Annotated in this window: 20 protein-coding genes; 9 read left to right on the forward strand and 11 right to left on the reverse strand. The window is 72.4% G+C overall.

The annotated features are described in order from the left end of the window. Window positions 1-66: 66 nt before the first annotated feature. The 9 genes from ACZ592_RS00640 to ACZ592_RS00680 form a co-directional block, all read right to left on the reverse strand. The gene (locus ACZ592_RS00640; protein WP_471579279.1) at window positions 67-2,175 is read right to left on the reverse strand and encodes a methyltransferase domain-containing protein; all 2,109 of its coding nucleotides are present in this window, start codon (window positions 2,173-2,175) and stop codon (window positions 67-69) included. A 102-nt stretch (window positions 2,176-2,277) separates the two neighbouring features. Further along, a complete protein-coding gene (locus ACZ592_RS00645) occupies window positions 2,278-3,216 on the reverse strand; it encodes an alpha/beta hydrolase (RefSeq protein ID WP_471579280.1) in 939 nt (312 codons plus the stop codon). A 55-nt stretch (window positions 3,217-3,271) separates the two neighbouring features. Further along, window positions 3,272-3,718 carry a DUF6917 domain-containing protein gene (locus ACZ592_RS00650; protein ID WP_471579281.1) on the reverse strand — a complete coding sequence of 149 codons (447 nt, stop codon included), beginning with the start codon at window positions 3,716-3,718 and terminating at the stop codon, window positions 3,272-3,274. Next, window positions 3,715-4,647, reverse strand: coding sequence for a Gfo/Idh/MocA family protein (locus ACZ592_RS00655; RefSeq protein WP_471579282.1), 933 nt, complete (start codon window positions 4,645-4,647; stop codon window positions 3,715-3,717). The genes ACZ592_RS00650 and ACZ592_RS00655 overlap by 4 nt, the downstream gene beginning before the upstream one ends. Then, the gene (locus ACZ592_RS00660) at window positions 4,644-5,825 is read right to left on the reverse strand and encodes an Ldh family oxidoreductase (protein WP_471579283.1); all 1,182 of its coding nucleotides are present in this window, start codon (window positions 5,823-5,825) and stop codon (window positions 4,644-4,646) included. Before ACZ592_RS00660 ends, ACZ592_RS00655 begins: the two co-directional genes overlap by 4 nt. Beyond that, window positions 5,822-7,117, reverse strand: a complete 1,296-nt coding sequence (locus ACZ592_RS00665; RefSeq protein WP_471579284.1) for a M20/M25/M40 family metallo-hydrolase — start codon at window positions 7,115-7,117, stop codon at window positions 5,822-5,824. The genes ACZ592_RS00660 and ACZ592_RS00665 overlap by 4 nt, the downstream gene beginning before the upstream one ends. Next, window positions 7,114-8,052, reverse strand: a complete 939-nt coding sequence (locus tag ACZ592_RS00670; RefSeq protein ID WP_471579285.1) for a sugar phosphate isomerase/epimerase family protein — start codon at window positions 8,050-8,052, stop codon at window positions 7,114-7,116. Before ACZ592_RS00670 ends, ACZ592_RS00665 begins: the two co-directional genes overlap by 4 nt. Then, window positions 8,042-9,094 carry a Gfo/Idh/MocA family protein gene (locus ACZ592_RS00675; protein WP_471579286.1) on the reverse strand — a complete coding sequence of 351 codons (1,053 nt, stop codon included), beginning with the start codon at window positions 9,092-9,094 and terminating at the stop codon, window positions 8,042-8,044. Before ACZ592_RS00675 ends, ACZ592_RS00670 begins: the two co-directional genes overlap by 11 nt. Window positions 9,095-9,215: 121 nt before the next feature. After that, window positions 9,216-10,247 carry a polyprenyl synthetase family protein gene (locus tag ACZ592_RS00680; protein WP_471579287.1) on the reverse strand — a complete coding sequence of 344 codons (1,032 nt, stop codon included), beginning with the start codon at window positions 10,245-10,247 and terminating at the stop codon, window positions 9,216-9,218. A gap of 462 nt (window positions 10,248-10,709) precedes the next feature. Between ACZ592_RS00680 and ACZ592_RS00685 the strand changes: the two genes are divergently transcribed. The 7 genes from ACZ592_RS00685 (at window position 10,710) to ACZ592_RS00715 (ending at window position 19,856) form a co-directional block, all read left to right on the forward strand. Beyond that, complete coding sequence (locus ACZ592_RS00685) at window positions 10,710-11,915, forward strand: DegT/DnrJ/EryC1/StrS family aminotransferase (protein WP_471579288.1); 1,206 nt, start codon at window positions 10,710-10,712, stop codon at window positions 11,913-11,915. Further along, window positions 11,912-13,030, forward strand: coding sequence for a DegT/DnrJ/EryC1/StrS family aminotransferase (locus ACZ592_RS00690; RefSeq protein WP_471579289.1), 1,119 nt, complete (start codon window positions 11,912-11,914; stop codon window positions 13,028-13,030). The genes ACZ592_RS00685 and ACZ592_RS00690 overlap by 4 nt, the downstream gene beginning before the upstream one ends. 29 nt (window positions 13,031-13,059) lie before the next feature. After that, the gene (locus ACZ592_RS00695) at window positions 13,060-13,872 is read left to right on the forward strand and encodes a class I SAM-dependent methyltransferase (RefSeq protein ID WP_471579290.1); all 813 of its coding nucleotides are present in this window, start codon (window positions 13,060-13,062) and stop codon (window positions 13,870-13,872) included. Beyond that, window positions 13,869-14,825, forward strand: coding sequence for a UbiA family prenyltransferase (locus ACZ592_RS00700; protein ID WP_471579291.1), 957 nt, complete (start codon window positions 13,869-13,871; stop codon window positions 14,823-14,825). The genes ACZ592_RS00695 and ACZ592_RS00700 overlap by 4 nt, the downstream gene beginning before the upstream one ends. A gap of 11 nt (window positions 14,826-14,836) precedes the next feature. Then, complete coding sequence (locus ACZ592_RS00705) at window positions 14,837-16,138, forward strand: nucleotide sugar dehydrogenase (protein WP_471579292.1); 1,302 nt, start codon at window positions 14,837-14,839, stop codon at window positions 16,136-16,138. Further along, window positions 16,138-17,385 carry a benzoate/H(+) symporter BenE family transporter gene (locus ACZ592_RS00710; RefSeq protein WP_471579293.1) on the forward strand — a complete coding sequence of 416 codons (1,248 nt, stop codon included), beginning with the start codon at window positions 16,138-16,140 and terminating at the stop codon, window positions 17,383-17,385. The genes ACZ592_RS00705 and ACZ592_RS00710 overlap by 1 nt, the downstream gene beginning before the upstream one ends. A gap of 161 nt (window positions 17,386-17,546) precedes the next feature. Continuing rightward, window positions 17,547-19,856: an ATP-binding protein gene (locus ACZ592_RS00715; RefSeq protein WP_471579294.1), complete on the forward strand. Its 2,310-nt coding sequence runs from the start codon at window positions 17,547-17,549 to the stop codon at window positions 19,854-19,856. A 36-nt stretch (window positions 19,857-19,892) separates the two neighbouring features. Here the strand turns inward: ACZ592_RS00715 and sigJ are convergent, their stop codons facing one another. Continuing rightward, a complete protein-coding gene (sigJ, locus tag ACZ592_RS00720; RefSeq protein WP_471579295.1) occupies window positions 19,893-20,804 on the reverse strand; it encodes an RNA polymerase sigma factor SigJ in 912 nt (303 codons plus the stop codon). 237 nt (window positions 20,805-21,041) lie between these two features. Then, a complete protein-coding gene (locus ACZ592_RS00725; RefSeq protein WP_471579296.1) occupies window positions 21,042-22,514 on the reverse strand; it encodes a DHA2 family efflux MFS transporter permease subunit in 1,473 nt (490 codons plus the stop codon). 317 nt (window positions 22,515-22,831) lie between these two features. On the opposite strand from ACZ592_RS00725, the gene ACZ592_RS00730 reads away from it, so the two are divergent. Together ACZ592_RS00730 and ACZ592_RS00735 are read left to right on the forward strand one after the other, a co-directional pair. After that, entirely contained in the window at window positions 22,832-23,317 is a 486-nt protein-coding gene (locus tag ACZ592_RS00730) for an ester cyclase (protein ID WP_471579297.1), read from the forward strand. Window positions 23,318-23,408: 91 nt separating this feature from the next. Further along, window positions 23,409-25,013: an AMP-binding protein gene (locus ACZ592_RS00735; protein ID WP_471579298.1), complete on the forward strand. Its 1,605-nt coding sequence runs from the start codon at window positions 23,409-23,411 to the stop codon at window positions 25,011-25,013. The last annotated feature ends 100 nt before the right edge of the window (window positions 25,014-25,113 follow it).

Here is a 25,113-nt window from a genome sequence, read left to right on the forward strand (position 1 = left end):
GCCGCCGTGCTGAAGGCCGACCGCCGCGCCCCAGCCACCGTGCCGCCGCCCCCGGACAGGTTCGCCCTACCGCTCTGCCGCCTTCCCGGCCTCCCCGACCGCGACGTACACCCAGCCGCCGTACCGGGTCAGCACGCGGTGGCGGGCGGCGCCCTCCTGGATCGGCTCCCACGGGTGGCGCAGGACCATGCTGGTGTCGCCGCCGAACGGAGCGATCATCGGGCCCAGCGCGGGGATGAGCCGCTGCGGCCACCAGCGCGGCAGCCGGTAGTCGAGGACCACCCAGCGGCCGCCGGGCGCGAGCGCCTCGTAGCCGCGCTCGATCACCTTCGCGTACTCGCTGATGAGGGTCAGCGAGAAGCAGGCACTGATCCCGCGTACGTTCTCCGGATACTCATAGGTCGTCAGGTCGGCCTGGACCAGGGAGACTTGGGAGAGCCCCGCGCGCCGCACCCGGTCCTCCGCCTGCTCCAGCATGGCGTCCGTGAGGTCCACGCCGATCACCCGCCCGGTCGGGCCCACGGCCTCGGCGAGCAGGGGCAGGTTGTGGCCGGTGCCGCAGCCCGCGTCGACCACCGTGTCCCCGGGACGCAGGGCGAGCTGCTCCAGCGCCAGGTGCTTGTAGGCCATCGTGCGCTGGCCGATGAGGTAGAGGCGGTTGGAGGTGAGGTCGTAGCGCTTGGCCCGTTTGCGGTAGACGTTCACCATGCGTTCGGACTCGGTGGTCATGGGCGCTCCTCGGGTAGGTGGGCCGGCCCCGAGGGGGCCGGGGGGCGAAGCGGTCGGGGACGTCGTGTGCCGCGGGCCGCGCAGCACCGAGGCCAGCACCCGCGGCCTGAACACGGCCTGGGGCGGGGCCAGCAGGTGGGTCATGTCGAGCAGCGCCATGGCCGCGGTCCTGTCGGTGGTCGCCACCTTCAGGAGCCGGTCGGTGTAGCGCTTGCCGAGCCGTGCGGCGAGCGGCAGCGGACCGTCGCAGGCTCCCGGGTACGCCAGGTCGGCGTTGCCCGACAGCATCCACGCGGACTCCACGCAGTCGGCGATCGGCCCCCGCAGCGGGGCGGTCAGACCGGCCGGGATCCGGCCTGCGCCGGTGCCGACGGCCTCCTCCAGGGCCCGGCGCAGCACGAGCGCGCTCATGCCGGCGACGGAGATGCCCTGCCCGTAGGCCGGGTTGAAGGCGCCGACGGCGTCGCCGAGCACGAGGAAGCGGTCGGGCCAGCGCGTCAGCCGTTCGTAGTGGCGCCAGCGGTTCTCCGTACGACCGGAGCCGTACACGTCACCGAGGGGCTTGGCGTCGCGGATCGCGTCGTACAGGGCGGTGCTGCGCAGGCCTTTGGCGAAGTCGACGAAGCCCGCGTGGTCGAGCGGCGGGCGCTCGCCGCCGAGACCGGCCACGGAGACCATCCAGCGGCCGTTCTCGATGGGGTTGAGGATGCCCGAGCGGGGCTCCTCCGGTGTCGACTGGAGCAGGATGCACTTCCAGTCGGCGGTGTGCCCGGGGGCGGGTTCCAGGATGCAGGTGGAGTAGGCGCAGCCCGCGTCGACGACGCTCTCCTCCGGGGTGCCGTAGCCGAGCTCCCGCAGCCAGGCAGGGGCCCGGGAGCCGCGGCCCGTGGTGTCCACGACCAGGTCGGCCGCCTGTTCGTAGGGTTGGCCCCCGTCGGTGCGCGCCGCGGGGCCCCGGTCGCGGAGCAGCACGCCGCGGACCGTGTCGCCCGCTCCGGCGACCAGGCCGACGGCCTCCGTCTCCTCCAGGATCTCCACGGCGGGCAATTGCCGCAGCCGGCGGCGGACGGCCCAGTCGAGGAGGTCGCGCGAGCCGGACAGGACCAGGTGCGGGCCCTCGAAGCGGTCCACCCAGCCGCCCGGCACCATGAGCAGCATGTCCTGCGGCATGCGGACCTCGACCATGCCCAGGTCGCGCAGTTCGCCGAGGAGACCGGGAAAGAGCAGTTCGAGGGAGCGCTGGCCCGCGCCGAGCAGGTTGTGGGTGTGGCGGGCCTGGGGCACGCCGCGGCGCCAGCGCGGTTCGTCCGGGTAGCGGTCGCGCTCCACGAGCGTGACCCGGTCCACGTGCGGCGCCAGCGCGGCCGCCGCGCAGAGCCCGGCGAGGCTGCCGCCGAGGACCACGGCGTGGCGGCCGGCCCGTGGTGGGGTGCTGCTGTCGGTCATGTCCTGTCCCTTCTCCTCGGTTCTCCTCGGTTCTCCTTGGTTCCCCTCGGTTCCCCTCGGTTCCCCTCGGTTCCCCTCGGTCTCCTGCTCGGTCCTCTCGGATCAGCGCTCACGTGCGGGGCGCCGGCGGTCGAGCCACTTATGGGCGGCGGCGTACCAACTCGGTGCGGTGCGGTGGACGTTGAGGGAGTGCGCGGCCTCGGGGACGACGAACGCCTCCAGGTCACCGACACCGGTGTAGAACTTCCCCTCGTACGCGACGACGGCCGCGGCGTCCTCGGTGGAGGCGTCCCCGCCGCCGAAGAGGCGGTCCTGCTGGCCGACGACGAGCAGGACGGGCGCCCGCACCTCGGCGGCCACCTCGGGCTGGTAGATGGCGTCCAGGGTGAAGCCCTCCCCGGCGGTCACCGTCGACTTGGTGTCCTCGTGCCAGGCGGACACATCGGGTTCCACGCCGGCCGGGTGCTCGTAGAGGGCGGCCCGTCGGCCGGGCTGGGTGGTCAGGTAGTTCTCCGGCGGGTTCGTCGGGGCGAGCAACGGGTCGGCGGCGGCCGGGTACAGGGCCGGCATCGCCTCGGGGTAGAGCGGGCCGACGGCGTGCAGCAGGCCGGTGATCACCAGCGCGTCCAGATCGCGGTGGCGGGCCGACTCGATCAGGGCGATGCCCGAGCCCAACGAGTGTCCGACGGCGACCACGTGGCGGAAGGCGGGCAGTCCGTGGGTGCCCCGGCGCAGGGCGGTCACGATCTGGTGCACGGCCTCGACGTTGCTCTCCACCGTGACCTGTTCGGCCGGCGGGTGCTCGCTGGCGCCGGTGCCGGGGCGGTCGAGGGCGAGGACGGCGTAGCCCTCGCCGATCGCGTGCTTGGTGTAGTCGAGGGCGCCCGGCGCGGTCCAGTAGCGGCGGTCGTAGGTGAGCCCCGGCAGGAGCAGCTGTACGGTGTCGGGCGCCTCGCCGGGCGGCAGGAACAGTTCCGCTTCGAGCCGCCAGGTGGTGCCGGGGGCGTGCGGAGGGGTCACGTCGAAGGTGACGGAGCTCATGCGAAATGCACCCTTCTGCTGTCCGGATTCTTGAGGTGGTTCAGCGGTCGCAAGGTCAGCTCCTCGCTGCCGCGGTCCCGAACGTGCGGACCGCCGCCGGGACTTGACGGAAGGACAGCGATGCCTCCGGCCGCAGGCCCAGGTCGGGGCCCGTCACCAGGTCGTCGACGGCGATCAGCACGTTGTAGTGGTTGGGGAAGTGGCAGGAGTCGAAGCCGAGCACGGTGCCCGCGAGCCGTCCTTCGATCCACACTTCGTCGCCCCGGTCGATCACCCCGGCGCTGCGCATCTCGGCGAAGCCGAGGAAGCCGACCCGGTCGATGCGGGATTCCGGCGGGCTGTCGCGCTGGTCGGTGGTGACCAGCTCGTGGACCTCGCCGGCGCGCACGCAGCGGCTGGTGAACTCCTCCAGGCGCATGCCCCGGTCGTCACGGCGGTGGGTCAGCACCTTCACGACCGTCGCGTCCACGGTGCGTTTGCCGCCGTCCTCGTGCGGGTTCACCGGGCGGCTCCTTCCGCGCGGTAGACGGCGTCGACCAGTTCCAGGGCGGCGAGGCCGTCGCGGGAGGCGTCCTGCCCGCCACGCAGACGGGTGTCGAAGTCCGTGAGCACGCCGACGTACTCGTGCCAGAGCGAGCCCTTGAACTCGGGGTGCCCCTCGAGCATGTCGGCGAACAGCCGCGTACCGTCGCGGAGTTCGACGGTGACGTCCTTGACCTCGCCGTCGTAGGCCCAGTCGAGTTCGACCCGGGCGGTGACCCCGGCCGTCGAGCGCAGGTCGACCGAGGCCCGGCGGTCGGTGCCCAGCTCGTCGCGGACGACATCGGAGCCGGCCAGTTCGACGTCGCCGAGGAACAGCCGTACCAGGTCGAAGGCGTTGGGGCCGTTGTCGGCCACACAGCCACCGCCGCAGCGCTCGGCGTCGAGGTACCAGCGGTCGCTGCCCGCGTGCTCCTCGATGCGTTCGAGGTAGCGGACGGTGAGTGAATGCACGGGGGAGCCGGCCGCCGCGACCTCGTCGAGCAGGCGCAGGACGGGGGAGTTGTAGCGACGGTGGAAGGAGGTGAAGAGGGTGACGTCCTTCTCCCGGGCCAGTGCGGCGAGCGAGCGGCCGTCCTCGACCCGGATGGCGAGCGGCTTCTCCACACAGACCGCGACACCCGCGGCGATGGCGTCCGCGCACACCGTGGCGTGCGCGTCGTTGGGGACGTTCACGACGACCGCGTCCACGCCGGCGTCGGCGAGGAGTTCGGCGTGGCCGGTGTAGCACTTGGCGACGTCGTGGAACGGCTCAAGGGCGGCGGGCCGCAGATCGCACACGGCGGCGAGATCGAGGCCGGGCAGCCGGTCGAAGGCGGCGACGTAGAACTTGGAGATGACGCCCAGGCCGATGAGGCCGACGCGGGTCCGCGCCGCCGGGCGGCGCGTCATCGGACACCCGCCGAGGGCAGGACGTCCGGCGCCGCGACCGGCTCGGGGAAGGCGAGGCCCTGTTCGGCGGCGAGCGCGGTCAGTTCGGCGTGACACCCGCCGGTCAGCGGGACGCCGTGTTCCCTGTGGTGCGCCGCGGTCAGCTCCTCGGGCCGTCCGGGGTAGCCGACCGGCCGGGCGGGGTCGAGGGGCGGGCAGTCGAGGAGCGCTCCGAAGAGGCCGTCGGCCTCGGAGTCGAAGTCCGGCCCGGGGCGCAGCGCGCCGGGCGCCAGGACGAGGGCGGTCAGGCCGATGTCGTCGTCGCGTCCGGAGGGCCGGCCGTCGCCGGTCAGGGCCTCGGGGGCGGGGCCGAGACCGGCGCCGGGCACCAGCGCGGCAAGCACCTCGACCATCAGACCGAGCCCGTACCCCTTGAAGGCACCGGTGGCGGGGTCACCGCCGAGCCAGCGCAGAAAGCCCTCGCCGGCGTCCAGGGCATGGGGATCGGTCACCGGGCGGCCCTCGGCGTCCTCCAGCCAGCCCTCCGGTATCGGCTCCCCGGCGCGGGCGGCGGCCCGTACCTTGCCGGTCGGCACCACGGTGGTGCTCATGTCGAGGACGTACGGGGGCCGGTCGCCGGCGGGCGCCGCGATGCTGAACGGGTTGGTGCCGAGCATCGCCGCACGGCCGCCCGGCGGGCGGGCGATGCGCTGGCGCCCGCAGTTGGAGGCCAGGAAGCCCACCATGCCGCGCCGGGCGATCTTGGCCGTGTGGTGTCCTGCGCAGCCGAAGTGGGTGGCGTCGCGCATGGTCACCAGGGCGATCCCGGTCTGTGCCGCGCGGTCGGCGGCCAGTTCCAGCGCCTCCGTCGCCGCCCACAGGCCGAGGGAGCGGCGTCCGTCGAGGAGGACGGCGGCTCCGGTGTCGGTGATCTTCTCCGGTTCCGCGGTGGCGTCGATGCGGCCCGAGTCGAGGGCGGGCAGGTAGAGCCGGGTGAGGTTGGCGAGGCCGTGCGAGGTGAGTCCGGTGAGATCGCCGTGGACGAGGGCCTCGGCGGCGGTGCGGGCCCGGCCCCGCGGTACGCCGCGGCCGGTGAACACCTCGGCGGTGAAGGCCACGAGGGCGTCGTACGGGACGGTCACCCCGTCGCGCGGGACGGTCGCCCCGTCGTGCGGCGGGGCATCGGTCGACTGGCTCACTGTCGCATTCCTCCTGTGGTGGCGTGCTGCCGGGCGGCGAAGCGGACGAGGATGCCGCTCACCGCCCCGGCGAAGGCTTCGAGATCGGACAGGTCGGCGTACTCCCCGGCCGCGTGCGCGTGGTTGCGGTCGAGGTCGCCGGGGCCGAGGACGGCGGTGTACGCGCCGGGGAGGCCCGCCGCCCAGATCGCGTCGCAGGTGAACGCGGGTTCGTCGGCGGGCCACGGGGAAAGGTCGCCGTCCCGCGCCAGCAGGTCGAGGGCCCAGGGGTCGTCCACGGGCGGGAGCGCCGGCAGACCGCGCTTGTGCCATTCGACGCGGGTGATGGCGGCGGCGTCCGCGGCGGTGCGGGCCAGGTCCCGGTGGGTCCGATAGGTCTCGGCGAACTCCACGATGCCGTCCGCCACTTCACGTTCCAGCCGGTCGGCGAGAGCCTGACCCGTGGCGGAGTCGGGATAGGAGCAGTTGAGCAGCAACCGGCCGCTCCCGTACACCCGGTTGTGGTGGTGTCCGGTGTGCAGGCCCGCGACGCAGACCTGGCCGCCGTCCGCGTGCTCCGGGAGCCGGGTGGCGAGGCGCTGTGCGAGGTGGCCGAGCAGGACGGTGGCGTTGTGCCCGGCGGCGGGGCGGTCGTCGATGGCATCGTCGCCGTCGACCCGGACGCAGGCGGTCATCGCGGCCGTGGAACGCGCGAGGAGCCGCATCCCGGTGGGCTCGCAGAACACGTTGAGCCGGCCGTACCAGCCGCGCCGCAGCAGCGGGCGGGTGCCGAACACGCCCATGGCGCCACCCTCTTCGCCGGACACCGCCTGGATCAGAACGCGGGTGCCCGCGAGCCGGTCGGGGGCGGCTTCGAGCGCCGCGCGCACCCCGGCCAGCAGGGCCACGGCGGGGCCCTTGGCATCGATCGCGCCGCGCCCGGTGAACCGCGTCCCGTCGAACCCGACGGGTTCGGCACCCGCGACGGTGTCGAGGTGCACGTTGAACATCACCGTGTCCGCCTGCGGCAGTTCGGGGCCGAGCGCGAGGACCAGGGAGGGCTGTACGGCCAGGAAGCCCGGGTCGTCCTCGACGGCCCGGCGCACGCCGAGCGGCACCTGGTCGTCCGTCAGCTCGGCCGCCTCGGCGGCGGCGTGGTGGACGACCTCGAAGCCCAGGGGGCGCGCGGCGTCCGCGTAGGCCCGCTGGGCGTCCCGCAGGCGGGGCCCGCTCCCGCCCTCCAGCGGCCCCACGGTGGGGAGTTCGAGGAGGTGCAGCAGCAGGTCGTGCTCGGCTCGGGTCAGTCTCGTCATCGGACGGCCTCCCGGTCGCGGGCGGCGGGTGCGGGCAGCCGTCCTGCCAGGGACTCCAGGGCGCGGCCGTACCGCACGAACTCGGCGACGCCGTCCCTGCCCGCGTCGGTACGGCCCTCGTGGGGCCGGACCGCGCGGTGGGGTTCGATGGCCCAGGTGCCGGTGTAGCCGTGGTCGAGCAGGAGCCGCAGACAGTCCGCGACCCGGCAACTCCCCTCGCCCGGCAGGGTGTAGACCGCCTCGCCCGCCTCGGACCGCGCGTCCTTGATCTGCACGTGGTCGACCCACGGGACGAGCTCGGTGAGCAGGTCGTACGCCTCGTAGCCGTACGCCACGCCGTTGCCGGTGTCGAACAGCAGCCGCAGTGCCGGACTGTCGACCTCCGCCAGGAGCCGCAGCGCGCGGGCCGGGTCGGCGCCGGCCCAGCCCGCGCAGTTCTCGTGCAGCAGGATGAGCCCGGCGTCCTCGGCCTGGCGGGCCAGACGCGTCATCCGGTCGATCGTCCGGCGGGCCCACTCGGGCTCGTCGAGCGGCGTGCCGGGGTCGTTCGGGTAGGACATCACGCGGATGTGACGGGTGCCGAGCGCGGCGCACCTCGGGGCGAGGCGTGCCAGCTCGCCGCGGTCCAGCTCGAAGTCGCCGGTGATGGGACGGGCCCAGTTGGCGATGCGGGAGTTCACGCACACCACGTCCAGGCGCGCGTCGCGCAGGGCCGTGACGACCCGGTCGAACGCGGCGTCGTCGAGGTCGGCGAGGGCGGTGCCGCCGATGTCGCGCAGCTCCAGCGCCGACCAGCCGAGGAGCTGGTGGGCGCGGATCTGGCCGGCGAGGTCGGGGGCGGCCTCGTCGCCGATGCCCGCGTAACGAATGCCGGGCGGCGGCGCGAGCGGCCGGGGATCGTCGGCGGAGGGCCGGGGCCCTGTGTCATCCCGCATGGCTCACCTGCCGTCCGTCGGGCCCGGTGGGGGAGGGGGCGTCCGTGGTGCCGGGCCGCCGGATCGAGCTCTTGGCGTCGGAGAGCAGCTCCACCACCCGGGACGCGAGGTGCAGTTGGGGCTCCAGGTCGGCACCGTCACGCAGGGCGCGGTAGGTGTCGACGAAGTAGGCGGACAGTGCGTCGTCGGGGAACACCTCCCAGGTCTCGGGGCGGCCGGTGCGGCTGAACCGCAGCTGGGCGTAGTGGTCGTCCTCGGCGTTGGGGTAGTGCGCGACCGCCCGGCCGTCGGTGAACTCCAGCTGGACGCGGCGCTCGCGGACCGGGGCGGTGAGGTCGGAGACGATCCGGCTGGTCGCCTCCTGGTGCCGGAAGACCAGTTCGGCGCGGCCCATGCCGGGGATCGTGGTGTCGCCGATGCGCATGTCGGACAGCTCGGCGGCGGCCAGCACGGCATCGCCTGCGAGCCGCAGGCAGACCCCGAGCGAGTGCGGGGGTTCCACGTCGAACGCGGTGGGGTGACCGCCGTCGGCCAGCGTGCGGCTCATGCGCGGCTTGCTCTGCCGTATGTCGATGGAGCGCAGCGCTCCGAGAGCGCCCTCAGCGACGACGCGCTCCAGCCGTGCGGTCAGCGAGCTGGCCAGCCAGGGGGCGACGATCGCCAGGCGCAGCCCCTCGGCGCGGGCGAGGGCGAGGATCTCGTGGACGGACTGACGGTCGACCGCCAGGGGCTTCTCCACGATGATCCGGCGGAAGCCCGCGGCGGCCAGTTCCTGGAGCAGGCCGAGGCGGGCTACCGGCGGGGTGCACAGGTGCACGACGGTGTGTTCGGGGTCCAGCAGGACGCGGGCCTCGGCGAGCGAGGCGACGGGGCGCAGTCCCTCGGCCCGCGCGGATACCACGGGGGCGAGCGGGTCGAGCGTCACGACGGGGGCGGGGTCGAAGAGGTCCGTGTGCCGCCCGGCGGCGCGCAGCTTGCGCAGGACCGCCCAGTGCAGCCCGAGACCCGCCCGTCCGAGCCCGATGATCAGTGTTCGGTCCATGCCGGTGCGGTTCCTTTCGGTGGTTCCGGTTCGGCTCGGTGGATGCGGTGTGGGTGGGTCGTTCCTGTGTGCCTCAGTGGTTCCGGCCTTTACTGGCTTCCGCCCTCACTGGCTTCCGGCCTCAGTGGTTCCGGTACGCCACACGGGCGGTGAGCTCCAGGAGTTCGGTGCGCCAGCGGGGCACCAGGGGCGCGTCGGCCACCGCCTCGCGTGCCTGGTCGACGAGGTGTGCGATGCGCTGTTCGACCTCGTCGGCGACTCCGGTCGAGACGAGCAGCTCGCGCATTCTGGCGGCGCCGTCGGGGCCGGCGGGGGTGGCGGCGAGTTCGCGGATCCGGTCGTCCCGGCGTACGGCGAGGCTGAGGAGGTAGCTCATCTTGAATCGGTCGAGGTCGAGGCCGGCGGGCTTGCCGGTGTCCTCGGCGTCGCCGAAGGCGTCGATGAGGTCGTCCCGGAGCTGGAACGCCTCGCCGAGCGGCAGGCCGTACCGCTCGAAGACGGCGGCGAGATCGGGGCGGCCCGCGAGGGCGGCGCCGAGTTGGAGGGGACGCTGGATGGTGTACCGGCCGGACTTGCAGACCGCGATCCAGCGGGAGAGCTCCGGGTCGGCCACGCCCTCGGCGGCGACGGCGATGTCGAGGTACTGGCCGACGGTGACCTCGACCCGGGTCTCGTCCCACACGGCCCGGGCCGCCGCGGGCAGGGCGTGGGCGAGCCGGTCGGCGTAGACGTGCGCGAGGTCGGCGGCGAGGTTGGCGATGCCCTCCCCGTAGCGGCGGGGCTCGCCGCGCAGCAGCCGCGCCCGGTGCTCCTTGGCGTGCCGTTCGTGTGCGGTGACGGCGCCCCTGCGCAGCGACGAGTCGTCCAGGACGTCGTCGCGCAACAGGGCGAAGGTGTGCAGGAGTTCGAGGGCGGCGGCCGCGTCGACGGCCTTGTCGTGCCCCGGTGCGCCGCCTGCGGCGAGGTGGCCGATGAGACAGAAGCGGGGGCGCAGCAGCTTGCCTTTGGCGGCGGTGATGGCGGTGACGCTGTCGACGAACGCGGCGCAGCGCGGATCCACCGCGGTCCAGCGCGCGCTCTCCTGCGTGAGGACGGTGTCGATGCGCTCCTGGACGGCTTCGAGCGACCGGGTCAGGACGCCGTCGTCGCTCATGCGGTGCCTTTCGTTCGGGCGGGCGGACCGCCCGCGATGTCTTCGGTGCGGGCGCCCACGATTTCTCCGTGCCCGGCAGGAACCACAGTCTTCACATGAGGCACCGCCGACTTCTTTGGTCCTGTGGAATCACCAAGAAATTTCAAAGAGAGCACATCCTCTGTCACCCGCTCATCGGACTCCGGCACGTGTGATGCGGCAACGCGGCGGTACTCCGGAAAAGCTGCTGTGAGGCGGGGTTCCCTGTCAAGCGACGGCCCCCCGAGGCCCGTTGTCAGGGCCGGTTGTCGACCTTGATCGACCCTCCCTGAGCTGGGAGTTCGATACCTTCGCCGACCCGGCATGACTGATACTTGCCGGTCCCTCGCCCCCGGTCCCGGCAAGGGTTTGTCATTGCCGCACAGAAATCGACCCGCTTAGCTTCGCTCATCCATATCTCCGTCCTGCTACACGGAGGACTGTGTGATCTCCCCTGCCAGGAGCACCGATCGAATCACGGAACGAGAAATCGGAAAGCCGGTTCCGTTCTTCACCCAGGCCGACACCTTCAACGACTGTTGGCCGGACATAAATCGCCACCTCAACGAGATGTTCGACCGGGGAAAGTACTCCCACGGCCGACAGGTCGCAGAATTGGAAAAGGCGCTCGCCGCATACACGGGAGCGCGGCACGTGGTGGCCGTGAACAGCGGGACGGACGCCCTCGTCCTGCTGCTGCGCGCCTGCGGAGTCGTCCCCGGTGACGAGGTCGTCGTGCCGGCCTTCAGCTTCGCCGCCACGGCCACCTCGGTGGCTCTGGCCCGCGCCAAGCCGGTGTTCGCCGACATCGAACCGGAGAGCTACTCGCTGGATCCGCGCTCCGTCGAGGCGGTCATCACCCCGGGCACCAAGGCGATCATGCCGGTGCACCTGTTCTGGCAGCTCGCCGACATGGGCGCGCTCGGTGCCCTGGCGCAGCGTCACGGCGTGAAGGTGGTGGAGGACAGCGCGGAAGCGATCGGCATGCGCCGCGACGGCGTCCACGCCGGACTGCTGGGCGACGCGGGAGTGCTGTCGTTCTTCCCCACCAAGACCCTGGGCGCGCTGGGCGACGCGGGAGCCGTCCTGACGGACGACCCGGAGATCGCGGAGCAGGTGGCGATCCTGCGCCACCACGGCCGGATGGGCCGCACCGTGGACCACATCGCCGGCATCTCCAACCTGTCCGGCGCCTCGGGCACCAACAGCAAGATGGACGACATCCAGGCATCCGTGCTGCTCGGCAAGTTGCCCCGGCTCGACGCGGCGATCGAGCGCCGCAAGGAGCTGGCGGCCGCGTACACCGAGCAGCTGCGCGACATGCCCGGCGTCCTGCGGGTGCCCACGGTGGTCGACCGGGGCGTATCGGCCGACCCGGTCTTCTACGTGTACGTGATCGAGGTGGAGCGGCGCGACGCCCTGGTCGAGCACCTCACCCGGGAGGGCATCGGCACCGAGGTCTTCTACCCGATCCCGCTCCACCTCCAGCCCTGCTTCGCCGAACTCGGCCACCGCCGGGGCGACTTCCCGAACGCGGAGGCGGCCTGCGAGCGCACGGTCGCGCTTCCCTTCCACCCCGACCTCGCCCTCGACGACGTGCACCGGGTCTGCGAGGCCGTCCGCCACTTCTACACGGGGGCCGCATCATGAAGACTCTGCCCTTCTTTCCCCCCGATCTCTTCGAGGAGGACCGGGAGGCCCTCCTTTCGGCCGTGCACGAGCTGGGCACGGGCCCCGGCCAGCGGTTCATCCTCGGCGAGCGCACCGCCGAACTGGAGGAAGCGCTGCGCGAGATGACCGGAGCCGAGCACGTCATCGCCTGCTCCAGCGGCACCGGAGGCCTCGAACTGTCCGTGCGGGCGCTGGACATCGGTCCGGGCGACGAAGTGATCGTGCCGGCCTTCTGCTGTCAGCCGGTGGCCAGTTCGGTGGCGAACACGGGGGCCACCCCGGTCTTCGCCGACGTCGACCCGTGGACGATGGTCCTGGACCCCGACGCCACCAAGTCGCTGATCACCGAGCGCACGAAGGCGCTGATGCCGGCCCATGTCTTCTCGATCATGGCGGACATGGAGCAGCTGGGGGCGATCGCCCGCGAGCACGGTGTCGCACTGATCGAGGACGCGGCGGTCGCCCAGGGCGCCGTCCTCGACGGACGGCCCGCCGGACGGTGGGGCGACCTCGGGGTGTTCTCGTTCTTCCAGGTCAAGGCGTTCGGTACGGCGGGCGAGGGTGGCGTGGTCCTCACCGACGACGACGAACTCGCCCGGAACGTGAGGATGTTGCGCAACCACGGGCAGGACGGCGTGCACCGCTTCCTGCACCACAGGATCGGCCAGAACAACCGCTTCGACGAGGTGCTCGCCGCCTTCCAGCTGCACCGGCTGCCCGGCTTCGCGGACCGCCTGGAGCGCCGCGCGCGGATCGCCGACTACTACACCGAACGCTTCGAGCCGCTGCGCGACCGTGGCGTGCAGGCGCCGCCGGCGGGCCGCAACGGCCGCTGCTACTACGTCTACTCGCTGCTCGTCGACCGCAGGGAGGACCTGCGGTCCTATCTGACGGAACGCCAGATAGGCAGCCACATCTACTACCCGGTGCCGCTTCCCCGGCAGCCCGCCTTCGCGCCGTGGGCCGCACCGGACGGCTCCTGGCCCAACGCCGAACTGGCCTCCGCGCGCAACCTGGCCATCCCGATCTGGCCCCATCTGAGCGACGCCGAGGTCGAATTCATCGCCGACACGGTCTGCGAGTTCTACGCATGAGCACGCGGGAGCAGCCCATGGAGACTTACATGACGAGCCCACCGGCACAGCAGGAGTACGTCTTCGACCCGGTCTGGGAGAAGGAGACCGAGCGGCTGCGGACCAACGAGGCGATCTGGGATCCCGGCACCCTGGAGCGGCTCGCCGCGCTGGGCGTGGGTCCCGGCTGGCACTGCCTGGAGATCGGCGCCGGCTCCGGTTCCGTGGCGCGCTGGCTCGCCGACCGCGTGGGCCCCGAAGGGCGGGTCCTCGCCACCGACCTCCAGACCGACCGGCTCGCCTCGCTCGCGTCGCTGCCGCAGGTGGATGCCGTACGGCACGATCTGCGGGAGGAGGACCTGCCCGAGGCGGCGTTCGACCTCGTGCACTCCCGCATGGTGCTCCAGCATCTGCCCGACCGGGCCGCCGCCGTGGACCGCATGGTGCGCGCGCTGCGGCCCGGCGGGGTGCTGTTCCTCGAGGACACCGACTCCTCCACGCTGTTCCGCACCTCCCCCTCGGAGGACTTCCTCCAGGACGTCCGGGCCGCCGGGTACGGCCTGATGCGCGAGTCGGGCCATGATCCGCGCGGCGGCCACGTCGATCTCCAACTGGCCCTGTCAGCGGGCCTGGAGGCGACGGCGGAGGGCCGCGTCGTGATGGTGCGCGGCGGCTCCGACCAGGCCAGGCACTACATGCTGTGGCTGGAGTTCATGCGACCACGCATCGTGGGCGCCGGACTCCTGGACGACGCCCGGATCGACGCGGCCCTGGCCGAGATGGCCGACCCGGCCCACCACTGGCTGAGCCAGGTGCTGATCAGCACGGTCGGCCGCAAGGGCGGGGCGGAGCCGGGACGATGACGGCGACGACCACCGCGCCACCGCGCCCCGGCGTGCGGGAACGGGCCGGTGCCTACGCGAAGTTGGCGAAGCTCTCGTTCTTTGACTACTACCTGTGCGTGTTCGTGGTCCTGGCGCTGCTGCCCACCGCCGCGTGGGACGAACCGCGCACCTGGTGGGTCCTGGTGCTGTTCGACGTCGGCTGGGTGGGGATCGTGGCGGCCACCGTCGCACTGGACGACGTCACCGGAGTGCGCGACGGCAGCGACGCCCGCAACTACGACCCGCGGGAGTCGCTGCGGGCCCGGGACCGCAAGCCGCTGCTGGACGGCCTGCTCACCCTGCGCCAGGCGCTGCGCTTCGGCTGGGGCTGCGCCGTCGGGGGCAGCGTCCTGTGGACGCTCACCGTGCTGGTCGCACCGCACCGGCCCTGGTGGGCCCTGGCCGCGGCGGCCTTCTCCGCGGTCATCAGCGTGCAGTACTCCTACGGCCTCAAGCTCAGCTACCGGGGCGGCCAGGAGGCGGTCATCTGGCTGAGCACCGGCCTGTGCGTGCTGATTCCCTTCGCCCTGCTGAACGGGGAGATGACGGGTGCGGCCTGGCTCGCGTGCTTCCTGTTCGGGCTGTGGAGCCTCATGGTCTCGGTCTACTCCAACATCAACGACGTGGACGGCGACCGGGTGGCCGGCCGCCGCAACCTGGCCACGAGCGTGCCCCCGGGCGTCTACCGGGGCTTCATCGCCGGGCTCTCGCTCGCCGAGACCGGCGCGATCGCCGTCACCGCGGCGGTCGGCGCGGTGCCGTGGTGGTTCTGCGCGTTCCTGCTGCCCGTGGTGGCGCTGCGCGCGCGGCAGGCACACGCCGGGCTCGTCGCGGGTGAGGTGCTCTCGGCCCGCAAACAAGGCGTCACCATCCACCGCTGGGGCGTCGTCCTGCTGGTCGCGGCGAACCTGGCGCTCGTGCACAACGGCTGAAAGGGCACACGATGTCCCCAACGAAGAACGACGCCGTCCCGCGGAGCGCGGGCCGTCGTGTGGTGGTGGTCGGCCAAGGGTATGTGGGCCTGCCGCTGGCCGTACGGGCGGTGGAGGCGGGCCACACGGTCGTGGGCTACGACGTGGACGGCGGCCGGATCGAGCGGCTGCGGTCGGGCGACTCCTACGTGGAGGACGTGGACGAGCGGCGGCTCGCCAAGGCGCTGGAGTCCGGGGCCTACCGACCCACGACCGACGTCGGGGCGCTCGACGACTTCGAGGTGGCCGTGGTCACCGTGCCCACGCCCCTCCTGGACGACGTACCCGATCTGACCTGCATCGAGGAGGCCGCGCTGACACTGGGCAAGCATCTGCGGCCGGGCGCGCTGGTCGTGCTGGAGTCCACCACCTATCCGGGCACCACCGAGGACGTCTTCGGGGCGTTGCTGCAGAAGGAGAGCGGCCTGTGCCCCGGCACCGACTTCCACCTCGGCTACAGCCCCGAGCGCATCGACCCCGGAAACCGCCGCTGGACCCTGGAGACCACCCCCAAGATCGTGTCGGGCGTGGACGCGGAGTCCCTGCGCCGCACCGCGGAGTTCTACGACACGGTGGTCGAGCGGACCGTGCCGGTGCGCGACACGAAGACCGCCGAGCTGACCAAACTCCTGGAGAACACCTATCGGCACGTCAACATCGCGCTGGTCAACGAGATGGCGGTGATCGCGCGCGAACTCGGGGTGGACGTCTGGGAGGCGATCGACGCGGCCTCCTCCAAGCCGTTCGGCTTCATGCCGTTCACCCCGGGCCCCGGGGTGGGCGGCCACTGCCTGCCGGTCGACCCCCGCTATCTCTCCTGGCGGGTGGAGCGTGAGCTGGGCCGCCGCTTCCGCTTCGTCGACCTGGCCAACGACGTCAACAGCCAGATGCCGCACTACGTGGTGCAGCGCCTCGTCGAAGCGCTCAACCAGCTCCAGCGTCCGGCCAACGGCTCCCGCGTGCTGCTGCTGGGCCTCGCCTACAAGCGCAACACCGGTGACGCCCGCGAGTCGCCGGCCGTGAAGGTCGCCGAACTGCTGCTGCGCACCGGCGCACAGGTGCACGCGGTGGACCCGCACGTACGGGAGTCCGTGCCGCTGGACGCCCGGGTGCGCAGGGTGGAGCTCACCGAGGAGGAAGTGGCCGCCGCGGACGCGGTGGTCCTGCTCACCGACCACGACGACTTCGACTACGACGTGGTGCTGCGCGGCGCCCAGCACGTCCTGGACTGCCAGCGGCGGCTGCGGCCCGCGGCCAACGTCGAGATCCTCTGATGGCACAGGCCCTCGGCGGCCGCGCGCGGCGGATGTGGCAGGACGTGTCCGTGTCCGCGGTCGTCGCGGGGGCCGTCGCGGTCGTGGTCTCCTTCGCGGGGCCCCTGACCATCGTGGTCCAGGCCGCGCACGCAGGCGGTCTGGACGAGGCCCAACTCTCGTCGTGGATCTGGGCGGTCGCGGTGGGCAGTGGCGTGACCGGGTTCGTGCTGAGCCTGCGCCACCGCGTCCCGATCGTGGCGGCCTGGTCGACACCGGGCGCCGCGCTGCTGGTCACCCAGCTGGACGAGGTGCCGTACGCGACGGCGATCGGGGCGTATCTGGCGGCCGGCGCGCTCACCGTACTGGTGGGGGTGACGGGCTGGTTCGACGCGCTGATGCGGCGCATTCCGGCCGCCGTCGTCTCCGCCGTACTGGCCGGGATCCTGCTGCGGTTCGGTCTGGACGCCTTCCGGGCGCTGGAGAGCGGTCCCGCCGTGGCCGGGGTGATGCTCGCCGGGTACGTCGTCTGTCAGCGGGTGGCGCCCCGGTATGCCATCGCGGCGCCGCTCGCCGCGGCCGTCGCGGTGGCGGGCGCCACCGGCACGCTTTCCCTCGGCGGCGCCCAACTGTCCCTCGCCACACCGGTGTTCACCGCGCCCGCGTGGCCCGGCGAGGCGCTGGTGAGCCTGACGCTGCCGCTGTTCCTGGTCACCATGTCGGCGCAGAACGCGCCGGGGGTGGGCGCGCTCAGGGAGGCCGGGTACGCGGTGCGCTCGGGGCCGCTGGTCCGGGACACGGGGGTGGCGTCGGTCGTCTTCGCGCCGTTCGGGGCGCACGCGCTCAACCTCGGCGCGATCACGGCGGCGATCTGTGCGGGACCGGACGCCCACGAGGACCGGGCCCGCCGGTATGTGGCCGGACTGAGCTGCGGGGTGCTCTACGTCGCGGTCGGCCTGTGCGGGGCGACCGTCGCCGGGCTGTTCGCCGCGCTGCCCAAGGAGTTGATCGCGGCGGCCGCGGGCGTCGCCCTGCTGGGTGCCCTGGGCGGGAGCGTCTCGGGTGCGTTCGCCGAGGTGGACCACAGGACCGCCGCGCTCGTCGCCTTTCTCACCACCGCTTCCGGTCTCACCTTGTGGGGACTCGGGGCGGCTTTCTGGGGCCTGGTCTTCGGGGTGATCTGTCAGGTGGTCCTGAGAAAAAAGGAGCGGAATAGAAATATCCACATCGGTCGCTCGTCTCATGATCTGGAACGGCGGCGAGAATAGGCCCAAGAATGTGAAAAGAAGGTTCCCCGGGGGATATGCGGTCCGTATGCTTTCTCCAGAGGTCCACGCATCGTGGACTACGGGGGTAGTGTTATGCGGAATGCAAGGCTTCAGTTACCTGAATACAAACAATTCGCACCATTCAAGATCGTGATATCCCCATGACCGCCGGAGCGCTCGGCACCGGCGAACTGTGCCCACAGCTGATCATCGATCTGCCGTCCCGCGTCCCCGGCCACCACGACACGCTCGTGGGACGCGACCTGGAGGTCCTCACCCTCTCCGCCCTGCTCGGCGAGGAGACGCACCGGCTCATCACCCTGACCGGCCCCGGCGGCGTCGGAAAGAGCCGGCTGGCCTGCGCGGCCGTGGCCGACGCCCGGGTCGCCCGGGTCGCCTATCTGGACCTGCACGGCAGCACCGGCCGCGACGGCCTCGCCGAGACGCTGGCCGCCCTGCTGCCCGACGAGCCGTGCCTGTTGGTGCTCGACGGTTGCGAGCAGGCCGCCGACGCCACGGCCGCCTCGGTCGACGCCCTGCTGAGCCATGTGCCCGGACTGCGTGTCCTCGCCACCAGCCGCCGGCCCTTGCGCCTGTACGGGGAGCGTTTCGTCCCCGTGCCGCCGCTGCCGACCCCGCCCTCGCCGTACCGGCAGGACGTCCTCGAACTCCAGGACTACGCGGCGGTGGAGCTGTTCGTCGACCGTGCCCGGGAGATCGATCCTTCGTTCGCGCTGACCGCGCAGAACGCCCGGGCGGTGGCGGAGATCTGCACCCGCATGGACGGACTTCCGCTGGCCATCGAGCTGGTGGCCGAGAAGCTGCGGCTCTGCGGGGTGGACAGTCTGCTGACTCGGCTCCGGGAAGGCCGGCCGGTGCTCGGCGGCTACCACGCCACGCGCTCGCCGCTGCACCGCAGCGTCCGCTCGATCACCGAGCACAGCTTCCGGCTCCTCGACGAGGAGCAGCGCGCGCTGCTCACCCGGCTCTCCGTCTTCACGGCCGGAACGAACCTCCCCACCGCCGAAGAGTTCTGGGACCTTCCCACGCACCGCACGGAACAGGCGGTGGAAGCGCTGGTCGGCCACCACCTGCTGCGGGTGACGCCGGGCGGCGGGGAGCCGCGGTTCACGATGTTCAACACCGTCCGCGAGTTCTGCCTGGAGCGGCTGTCGGCCACGGGCGGGCTGCCGGAGGCCCAGCGACGGCACGCGGAGCACTTCCTGCTGCTCGCCCTGGAGGCGGAGCCCTATCTGACGGGGCCGCAGCAGGCGCAGTGGCTCCAGCGGCTGACCCCGCTGCACGAGGACCTCCTGGCCGCGCTGGCCCATCTGGAGGCGAGCGGGCGCCGGTTGGACGCGGCGCGCGCCACCCTCGCCCTGCACCGCTTCTGGCTGGTGCGCGGCCATCTCGACCTCGGCGAACAGTGGCTGGCCAAGGCGGCGGAGGTGTTCGGCGCCGCTGCCGGACACGCGGAGCTCGCCGCGCGGTCCGAATTGGCGCGGGGCGAGGTGGCCCTGGCGCGCGGCAGCGTGCGCCTTGCGGCGGACTGCTTCTGGCGCGCGGCCTGCGTCTTCCGGGAGCAGGGCGACACCGCCCACGAGCGGGCGGCGCTGGCCTGGCTCGCCTTCACCCACCAGCCCGCGGGGCCCGAGGCGATCCGCAGGGCCGCGGTGCAGCTGATCCGCGTGGCGGGCCACGAGCGGGCGACCGTCGCGGTGGCCAACGCAGCCCTGCCGCTGGCGATCGGGAGCCTGCCCACCGACGCCAAGCTCACCGCGGACCTGCTGGACACGGCGAACGCCCTGTTCATGCGGGCGCGGGACGTTCGCGGCGAGGGGATGGTCCTCGGCATGCGCGGCGTGATGGCCGATTCCCGGGGTGATCAGGCGCTGTCGGAGCGGCTGTTGTGGGAGGGCCTGTACCGGCTGCGGTCCATCGGGGAGCACATGGTGCTGCCCACGGTGCTGGAGGGGCATGCGGTGCACCTGTGGCGCCGCCTGCCGCACCAGGGGCACCGGGTGGCCCGGCTGCTGGCGGCCGCGTCCGCCCTGCGGGAGTCGACCGGGGCGCATCCGCCGCTGGTCGGCCATGGCACATCAGCCGCCCTGCCCGACGCGCGCCGCCTGCTGTCCGGCTCCGAGTACGCGTCCGCGTGGCGGGAGGGGCGGGTGCTCTCCGCCGTCGCGGCCGCCGGCGAGGCGCTCGCCTTCGGCCCGCCGCCCGCCGGGTCCGCGTCCGCGGCGCCCCGTCCGGCGCAGCTCACGGCCCGCCAGTACGAGGTGGCCAGGCTGGTGAGCCAGGGGATGACCAACCGCCAGATATCACAGAAGCTGCGGCTGTCGGAGTGGACCGTGGTGAACCACGTCCGCGAGGTCATGCGCCGGCTCGACGTGCCCTCGCGCCTCCATGTGGCGAAGTGGGTGCTGGGCCGACAGCACCACGACGCGCTGGACACCATGGCGGAGTGACCGGCCGGCGGCCGGCCACTCGGGAGGGGGCGGGGTTCAGCGCGGGGCCGGGACCCGGCCGAGCTTCGCGGGGTTGCGCATGGCGCGCACCGCGGTGATCCGGGGGCGGTCGCCGACCAGCTCGACGTCCGCGGTGACCACGGCGAACACGCCTGCCGGCGTGGCCAGTACGGCGGCGGGCGTGCCGTCGAGCTGCACGTCCATCCGGATCACGAGCCCGGGCGGATAGCTGCCCGCGGTGGATGCGAAGTACTCGGCGACCGTGGTGGCTCCGTGCAGCGGGACGCGCGGCGTCTCCGCGTGGCCGTTGCCGTCCGCCCACATGGTCACGTCGGGGGCCAGCACCGTCATGAGCGCCTCCACGTCGCCGCCGAGGCAGGCGGCGACGAAGCGCTCGGTGATCTCGCGGACCCGCTGACGGTCCGACTCGAACCGCCGGTCCCGCAGCCGCACATGGCGCCGGGCTCGGCTGCCCAGCTGTCGTACGGCCTGTTCGGTGCGGTCGACGGCCTCGGCGACCTCGGGAAAGCTGAATCCGAACACCTCGTGCAGCACGAACACCACGCGCTCCAGCGGCGACAGCGTCTCCATCATCACCAGGACCGCCATGCTGACCGACTCGCCGAGCAGCGAGGACTCCACCGCGACGTCGGACGAGACCAGCAGCGGTTCGGGCAGCCAGGGCCCCACGTACTCCTCACGTCGGGCCCGGCTGCGGCGCATCTCGTCGATGGAGGTGCGGGTGACGGCCCGCACCAGGTAGCCGCGTGGATCGGCCACGACGTCCCGGTCGACGCGCTGCCACCGCAGCCAGGTCTCCTGGACGACGTCCTCGGCGTCGGCGACGGTACCGAGCATGCGGTACGAGATGCCGAACAGCAGCTGCCGGTACCGCTCGAAGGGATCCGAGGTGCCGGATCGCTCGGAGACGGCTGTCGCCTCGGCCATGACTCTCCGTTCCACGTGCACTCAGGTTCAGGGCGCGTCGCATTCGATCTCCAACTGCCCTGCCGAGTCTACAATCCTGGCCTCCCGTCACTCGTGCCGAATCTTGCCGTTCTCGTCGCGCTCGGCGCGCGGCGGTGCGGGGGCGTCCCGCATCCCTCATATTCCTCGTACTCCGCGTGAGGAATTCTTCTCCGGAAACAGTTCGGATTCGGTTCGGGCGCCGAGGAAGGAATTCCGCTAGTTCTCTGCTCGGGCCACGTCGGCCTCCTCGTGCGGTTCCGCGGCCAATTCCGGCTCGGGGCGCGGGGCGGGCGGGAGAAGCAGGGCGAGTGCGGAAGCGATGACGGCCACCGCGACCGTGAGGAAAAGGCCGTAGCGCACCGCGTCGGTGAGCCCGTCGGCGTACATCGAGTCCGTCAATCGGCCGGCCTGCTGCCGCACTTCTTCCGGAACGCCTTCGGCGGCGAGCCGGTTCTGGAGCAGGGCACCGACCGCGGCGCCTCCGACGACCGCGCCGATCTGGCGGAACGTGGTGAACATGCCGGAGGCGACGCCGGTCAGCCGCGGCGGGATCTCCTGCATCGCCAGCGTGCTGGTGGGCGCGAAGACCAGACCCATGCCGACACCGAAGACCACCTGGCCCGGGATGATGGCCCACACGCTGGAGTCCGGCTCGGCCATGACCGCGATGAGGGCGATACCGGCTCCGAAGATCAGCAGTCCGGGGACCAGGAGCTTGCGCCCGCCGAGCTTGCCGACCGCGTTGCCGGCCAGGGGCGCCACGAACATCGAGACGAGCGGGCCGGGTACGAGCGCGAGACCGGCCTCACCCGCGGAGAGCCCGAGCACGGACTGCAGGTAGAGGGTGAGCGGCAGCAGCACACCGATGGAACCGAACAGCAGCATCGCGCCGAGCAGGGCGGAGACGGTGAACCCGCGGCTGCGGAACAGCTCGAACGGCACCAGCGGACGCTGCTCCTGACGGGAGCGCTGGTGCAGTGCGAACACACCGAGGAGCGCCACGCCGAGGGCGAGGACCAGCGGAATGCTGAGGAAGGACTCGATGGTGCCCCAGTCGTAACGCTCGCCCTCGATCAGCCCGTACACGATCAGGCTGAGGCCCGCCGTGGACAGGACGGCGCCCGGCAGGTCCAGCGAGGACTGCTGCCCCCTGCGGATGTCGGGCACCACCACGAGCGCGCCGATCAGGGCCGCCACGCCGATCGGGAGGTTGATGAAGAAGATCCAGCGCCAGTCGAGGCCGGAGACCAGCGCGCCGCCGATGGTGGGACCGGCGACCGTGGCCAGGCCCGCGACCGCCGACCACACGCCGAAGGCCGCCCCGCGCCGCTCCGCCGGGAAGACGGCGCTGATCAGCACCAGGGTCTGCGGCATCATCACCGCGGCGCCCAGCCCCTGGACCGCCCGGGCCGCGATCATCTGGCCCGGGGTGTCCACGACGCCGCACACCACCGATGCCAGGGTGAAGACCGCGAGGCCGGTGGCGAAGACCCGTTGGGCCCCGAAGCGGTCGCCGAGCCGTCCGGAGAGGAGCAGCAGCGCCGCGAAGACCAGCATGTAGGCGTTGGCGAACCAGAGGATGTCGTCCAGTGATGCGCCGAGCCCCGCCGCCATCTCGGGAATGGCGATCGTGACGATCGTGGTGTCCAGCAGCGTCATGAAGGAGCTCGCGCAGAGCACCGTCAGCACCAGCCAGGGGTTTGGCTGCCGAGTGTGTGGTGCTTCCGTGACCATCCCGTGGCCTCTCGCTCGTAGTCGTGTGAGGTGCTTCAACAGGACCGACGCAGCCGGAGCGGAAACCGTGACACGGGTGGGGACCCGGAACTCGAGAACGGGTGGAGTCGGCACTCCTGTCACACTTCGCGGCGCCGCTGCGTCGGTACTGGGTGAGAGCGAAGTCCGCGTGAGCCGACGGGGCCCGTCCCCGGCCGGCCGCGCCGAGGCCCGCATCGGCACGGACGACACCCATACAGGCACCACGACGTGAGAGAAGGCAGGGGCGGAAAATGAACGGCGAGACGCTCATCCAGCGATACATCAGGGCCCTCGGGGAGCAGGACTGGGACACCCTCACCGAGCTCTACGACGAGGACGCGGTCTTCTACACACCCCTCAAGTGGGGGGTCAAGGGCGTCCCGTTCATCATCCAGTTCTGCAAGGCCGTGCACCAGGGCTTCCCCGGCGTGCGGGTGGCCCTGCACGACGAGTTCGCCAGCGCGGACGGCACCCGGGTGGCGTTCCGCTTCTCGATGCACTGGCACAACACAGGACCGTTCCTCGGGCAGGAGCCCACCGGTGAGCGCGGGACGAGCATCGAGGCCCACACCGTGCGCGTCCGCGACGGCCGCATCACCGAACAGGTCGTGGCCGTGGGGTCGTTGCACCTCTCCTACATCGAACTCGTGCGCTGGGGAATGGAGTTCCCCCGCGACCTGGTCGACCCCGCGCCCGAGATCGTCTCCGCGCCTCAGGACGGGGCGACGCGTGACTGACTCCGTCGCACCCTTAACCGCCGCGGGGCGCGCACCCCGTACCACGGAGATCCCGTTCGGGACCCGGCCGCCCGAGGACGTCGCCGCGCGCATGCGCGAGCGTGGCTGGTGGCGTGACCGGTCCATCATCCAGGACCTCCTGGACACGGCCGCCGAGCACCCTAACGCCCCGGCCGTCGTCGCCGCCCGCACGGACGCGGCCGACCCGGTCACCCTCAGCTACGCCGAACTCGCGGGACACGCCGAACGGTTCGGCGCGGCCCTGCTCTCCCTGGGGATCCGCCGCGGTGACCGGGTCGCCTTCCAGCTGCCCGGCTGGTGGGAGGCCGCGGCGCTCACCCTGGCCTGCGCCTGGACGGGGGCCGTCGCGGTGCCGCTGCTGCCCACGATGCGCAGCCGTGAGGTGGAGCGCCTGCTCCGGGTGACCGGGGCGAGCCTCTGCGTCGTCCCAGACACGTGGGGCGGCCACGACTACGCGGCGGCCCTCGAAGAGGTCGCGCCGAGGCTCCCCGAGCTGCGCCACCGGGTCGTCTACGGTGACAGCGCACCCGAGGGAACCGTCGACTTCGCCACGTACTTCCTGCACACCGTGCACGAGGACCGGCTCCCGCACCCGATCGAGGTGCCCGCCGGGCGGGATCTCGACGCCGTGATCCTGGTGATGTTCACCTCCGGCACCACGGGCGAGCGCAAGGCCGTGCTGCACACCGAGAACACGCTCTACGCGGGCACCGCCGCGGCGGCCGGCTCCGCCGAACGGGGTTGGGACAAGGGTGAGGTGTTCTGCTCGCCCCACCCCATCTCGGGGCTCGCCGGACTCCTGTACTGCCTCTGGGGGCCGATCCTCGCGCAGGGCGCCGGGGTGTACCTGGACACCTGGAACGCGGGGCAGCAGCTGGAGTTGATGGCGAAGGCGCACGTCACCCAGGTGTTCGCCGCACCGCCTTTCGCGGCGCAGCTGGTCGAGGCGCAGCGGGCCGGCCCGCGCGAGGTGCCGGCGCTGCGCTTCGTGATGTGCGGGGGCGCGCCCGTGGTGCCGAAGCTCGTCGCCGACGTCACCGATGCCTTCTCGGTGCCGGTGCGCACCTGCTGGGGGATGACCGAACTCGGCATGGGCATCCGCACTCCGGAAGGAGGACCGCCGGCCGGCGCCGCCCGCAGTGACGGACGCCCTCTCGCGGGCCTGGAGATCTCCCTGCGGGACATCCCGGGGGAGGACGGCGTCCACCGGCTCTGGGTACGCGGCCCCTCCGTCTGCGTGGCCGTGTGGTCGCCCGGTGTGGACGGCGGCGCCGCGCAGCCGACCTGGGAACACGACGAGGGGTGGATGGACACCGGCGACCTGGTCCGCGACGACGGCGCGGGCGGTGTGCGCTTCGAGGGCCGGGCGAGCCGCCGGGTCGGAGGTCCGTACATGATCCCCGTGGCGGACGTGGAGGGGGAGATCCTGCACCATCCCGACGTGCGCGAGGCCGTGATCATCGGATACAGCGGCGAGGACGGCCAGGAACACGCGTGCGCGGTTCTCGCCCCCCGCGCGGACCGGACCCCCGACCTGGCGGAGTTGCGCGCGTTCCTCTCCCGGCGCGGCATGACGGAGTGGTACATCCCCGAACGGGTCTTGGGCGTCGCGGAGCTGCCCAAGAACGAGAACGGAAAGATCATCGTCGGAGAACTGCGCCCGCTCCTGGCCTGACGACCCCGGGGGGGGGGGGGGGGAGGGGGGGAGGGGAGGGGGGGGGGGGGGGGGGGGGGGGGGGGGGGGGGATGAGGTGGACGAAGGGCAGGTCAAGTGC

This window comes from Streptomyces sp. NPDC040622, assembly GCF_055593965.1.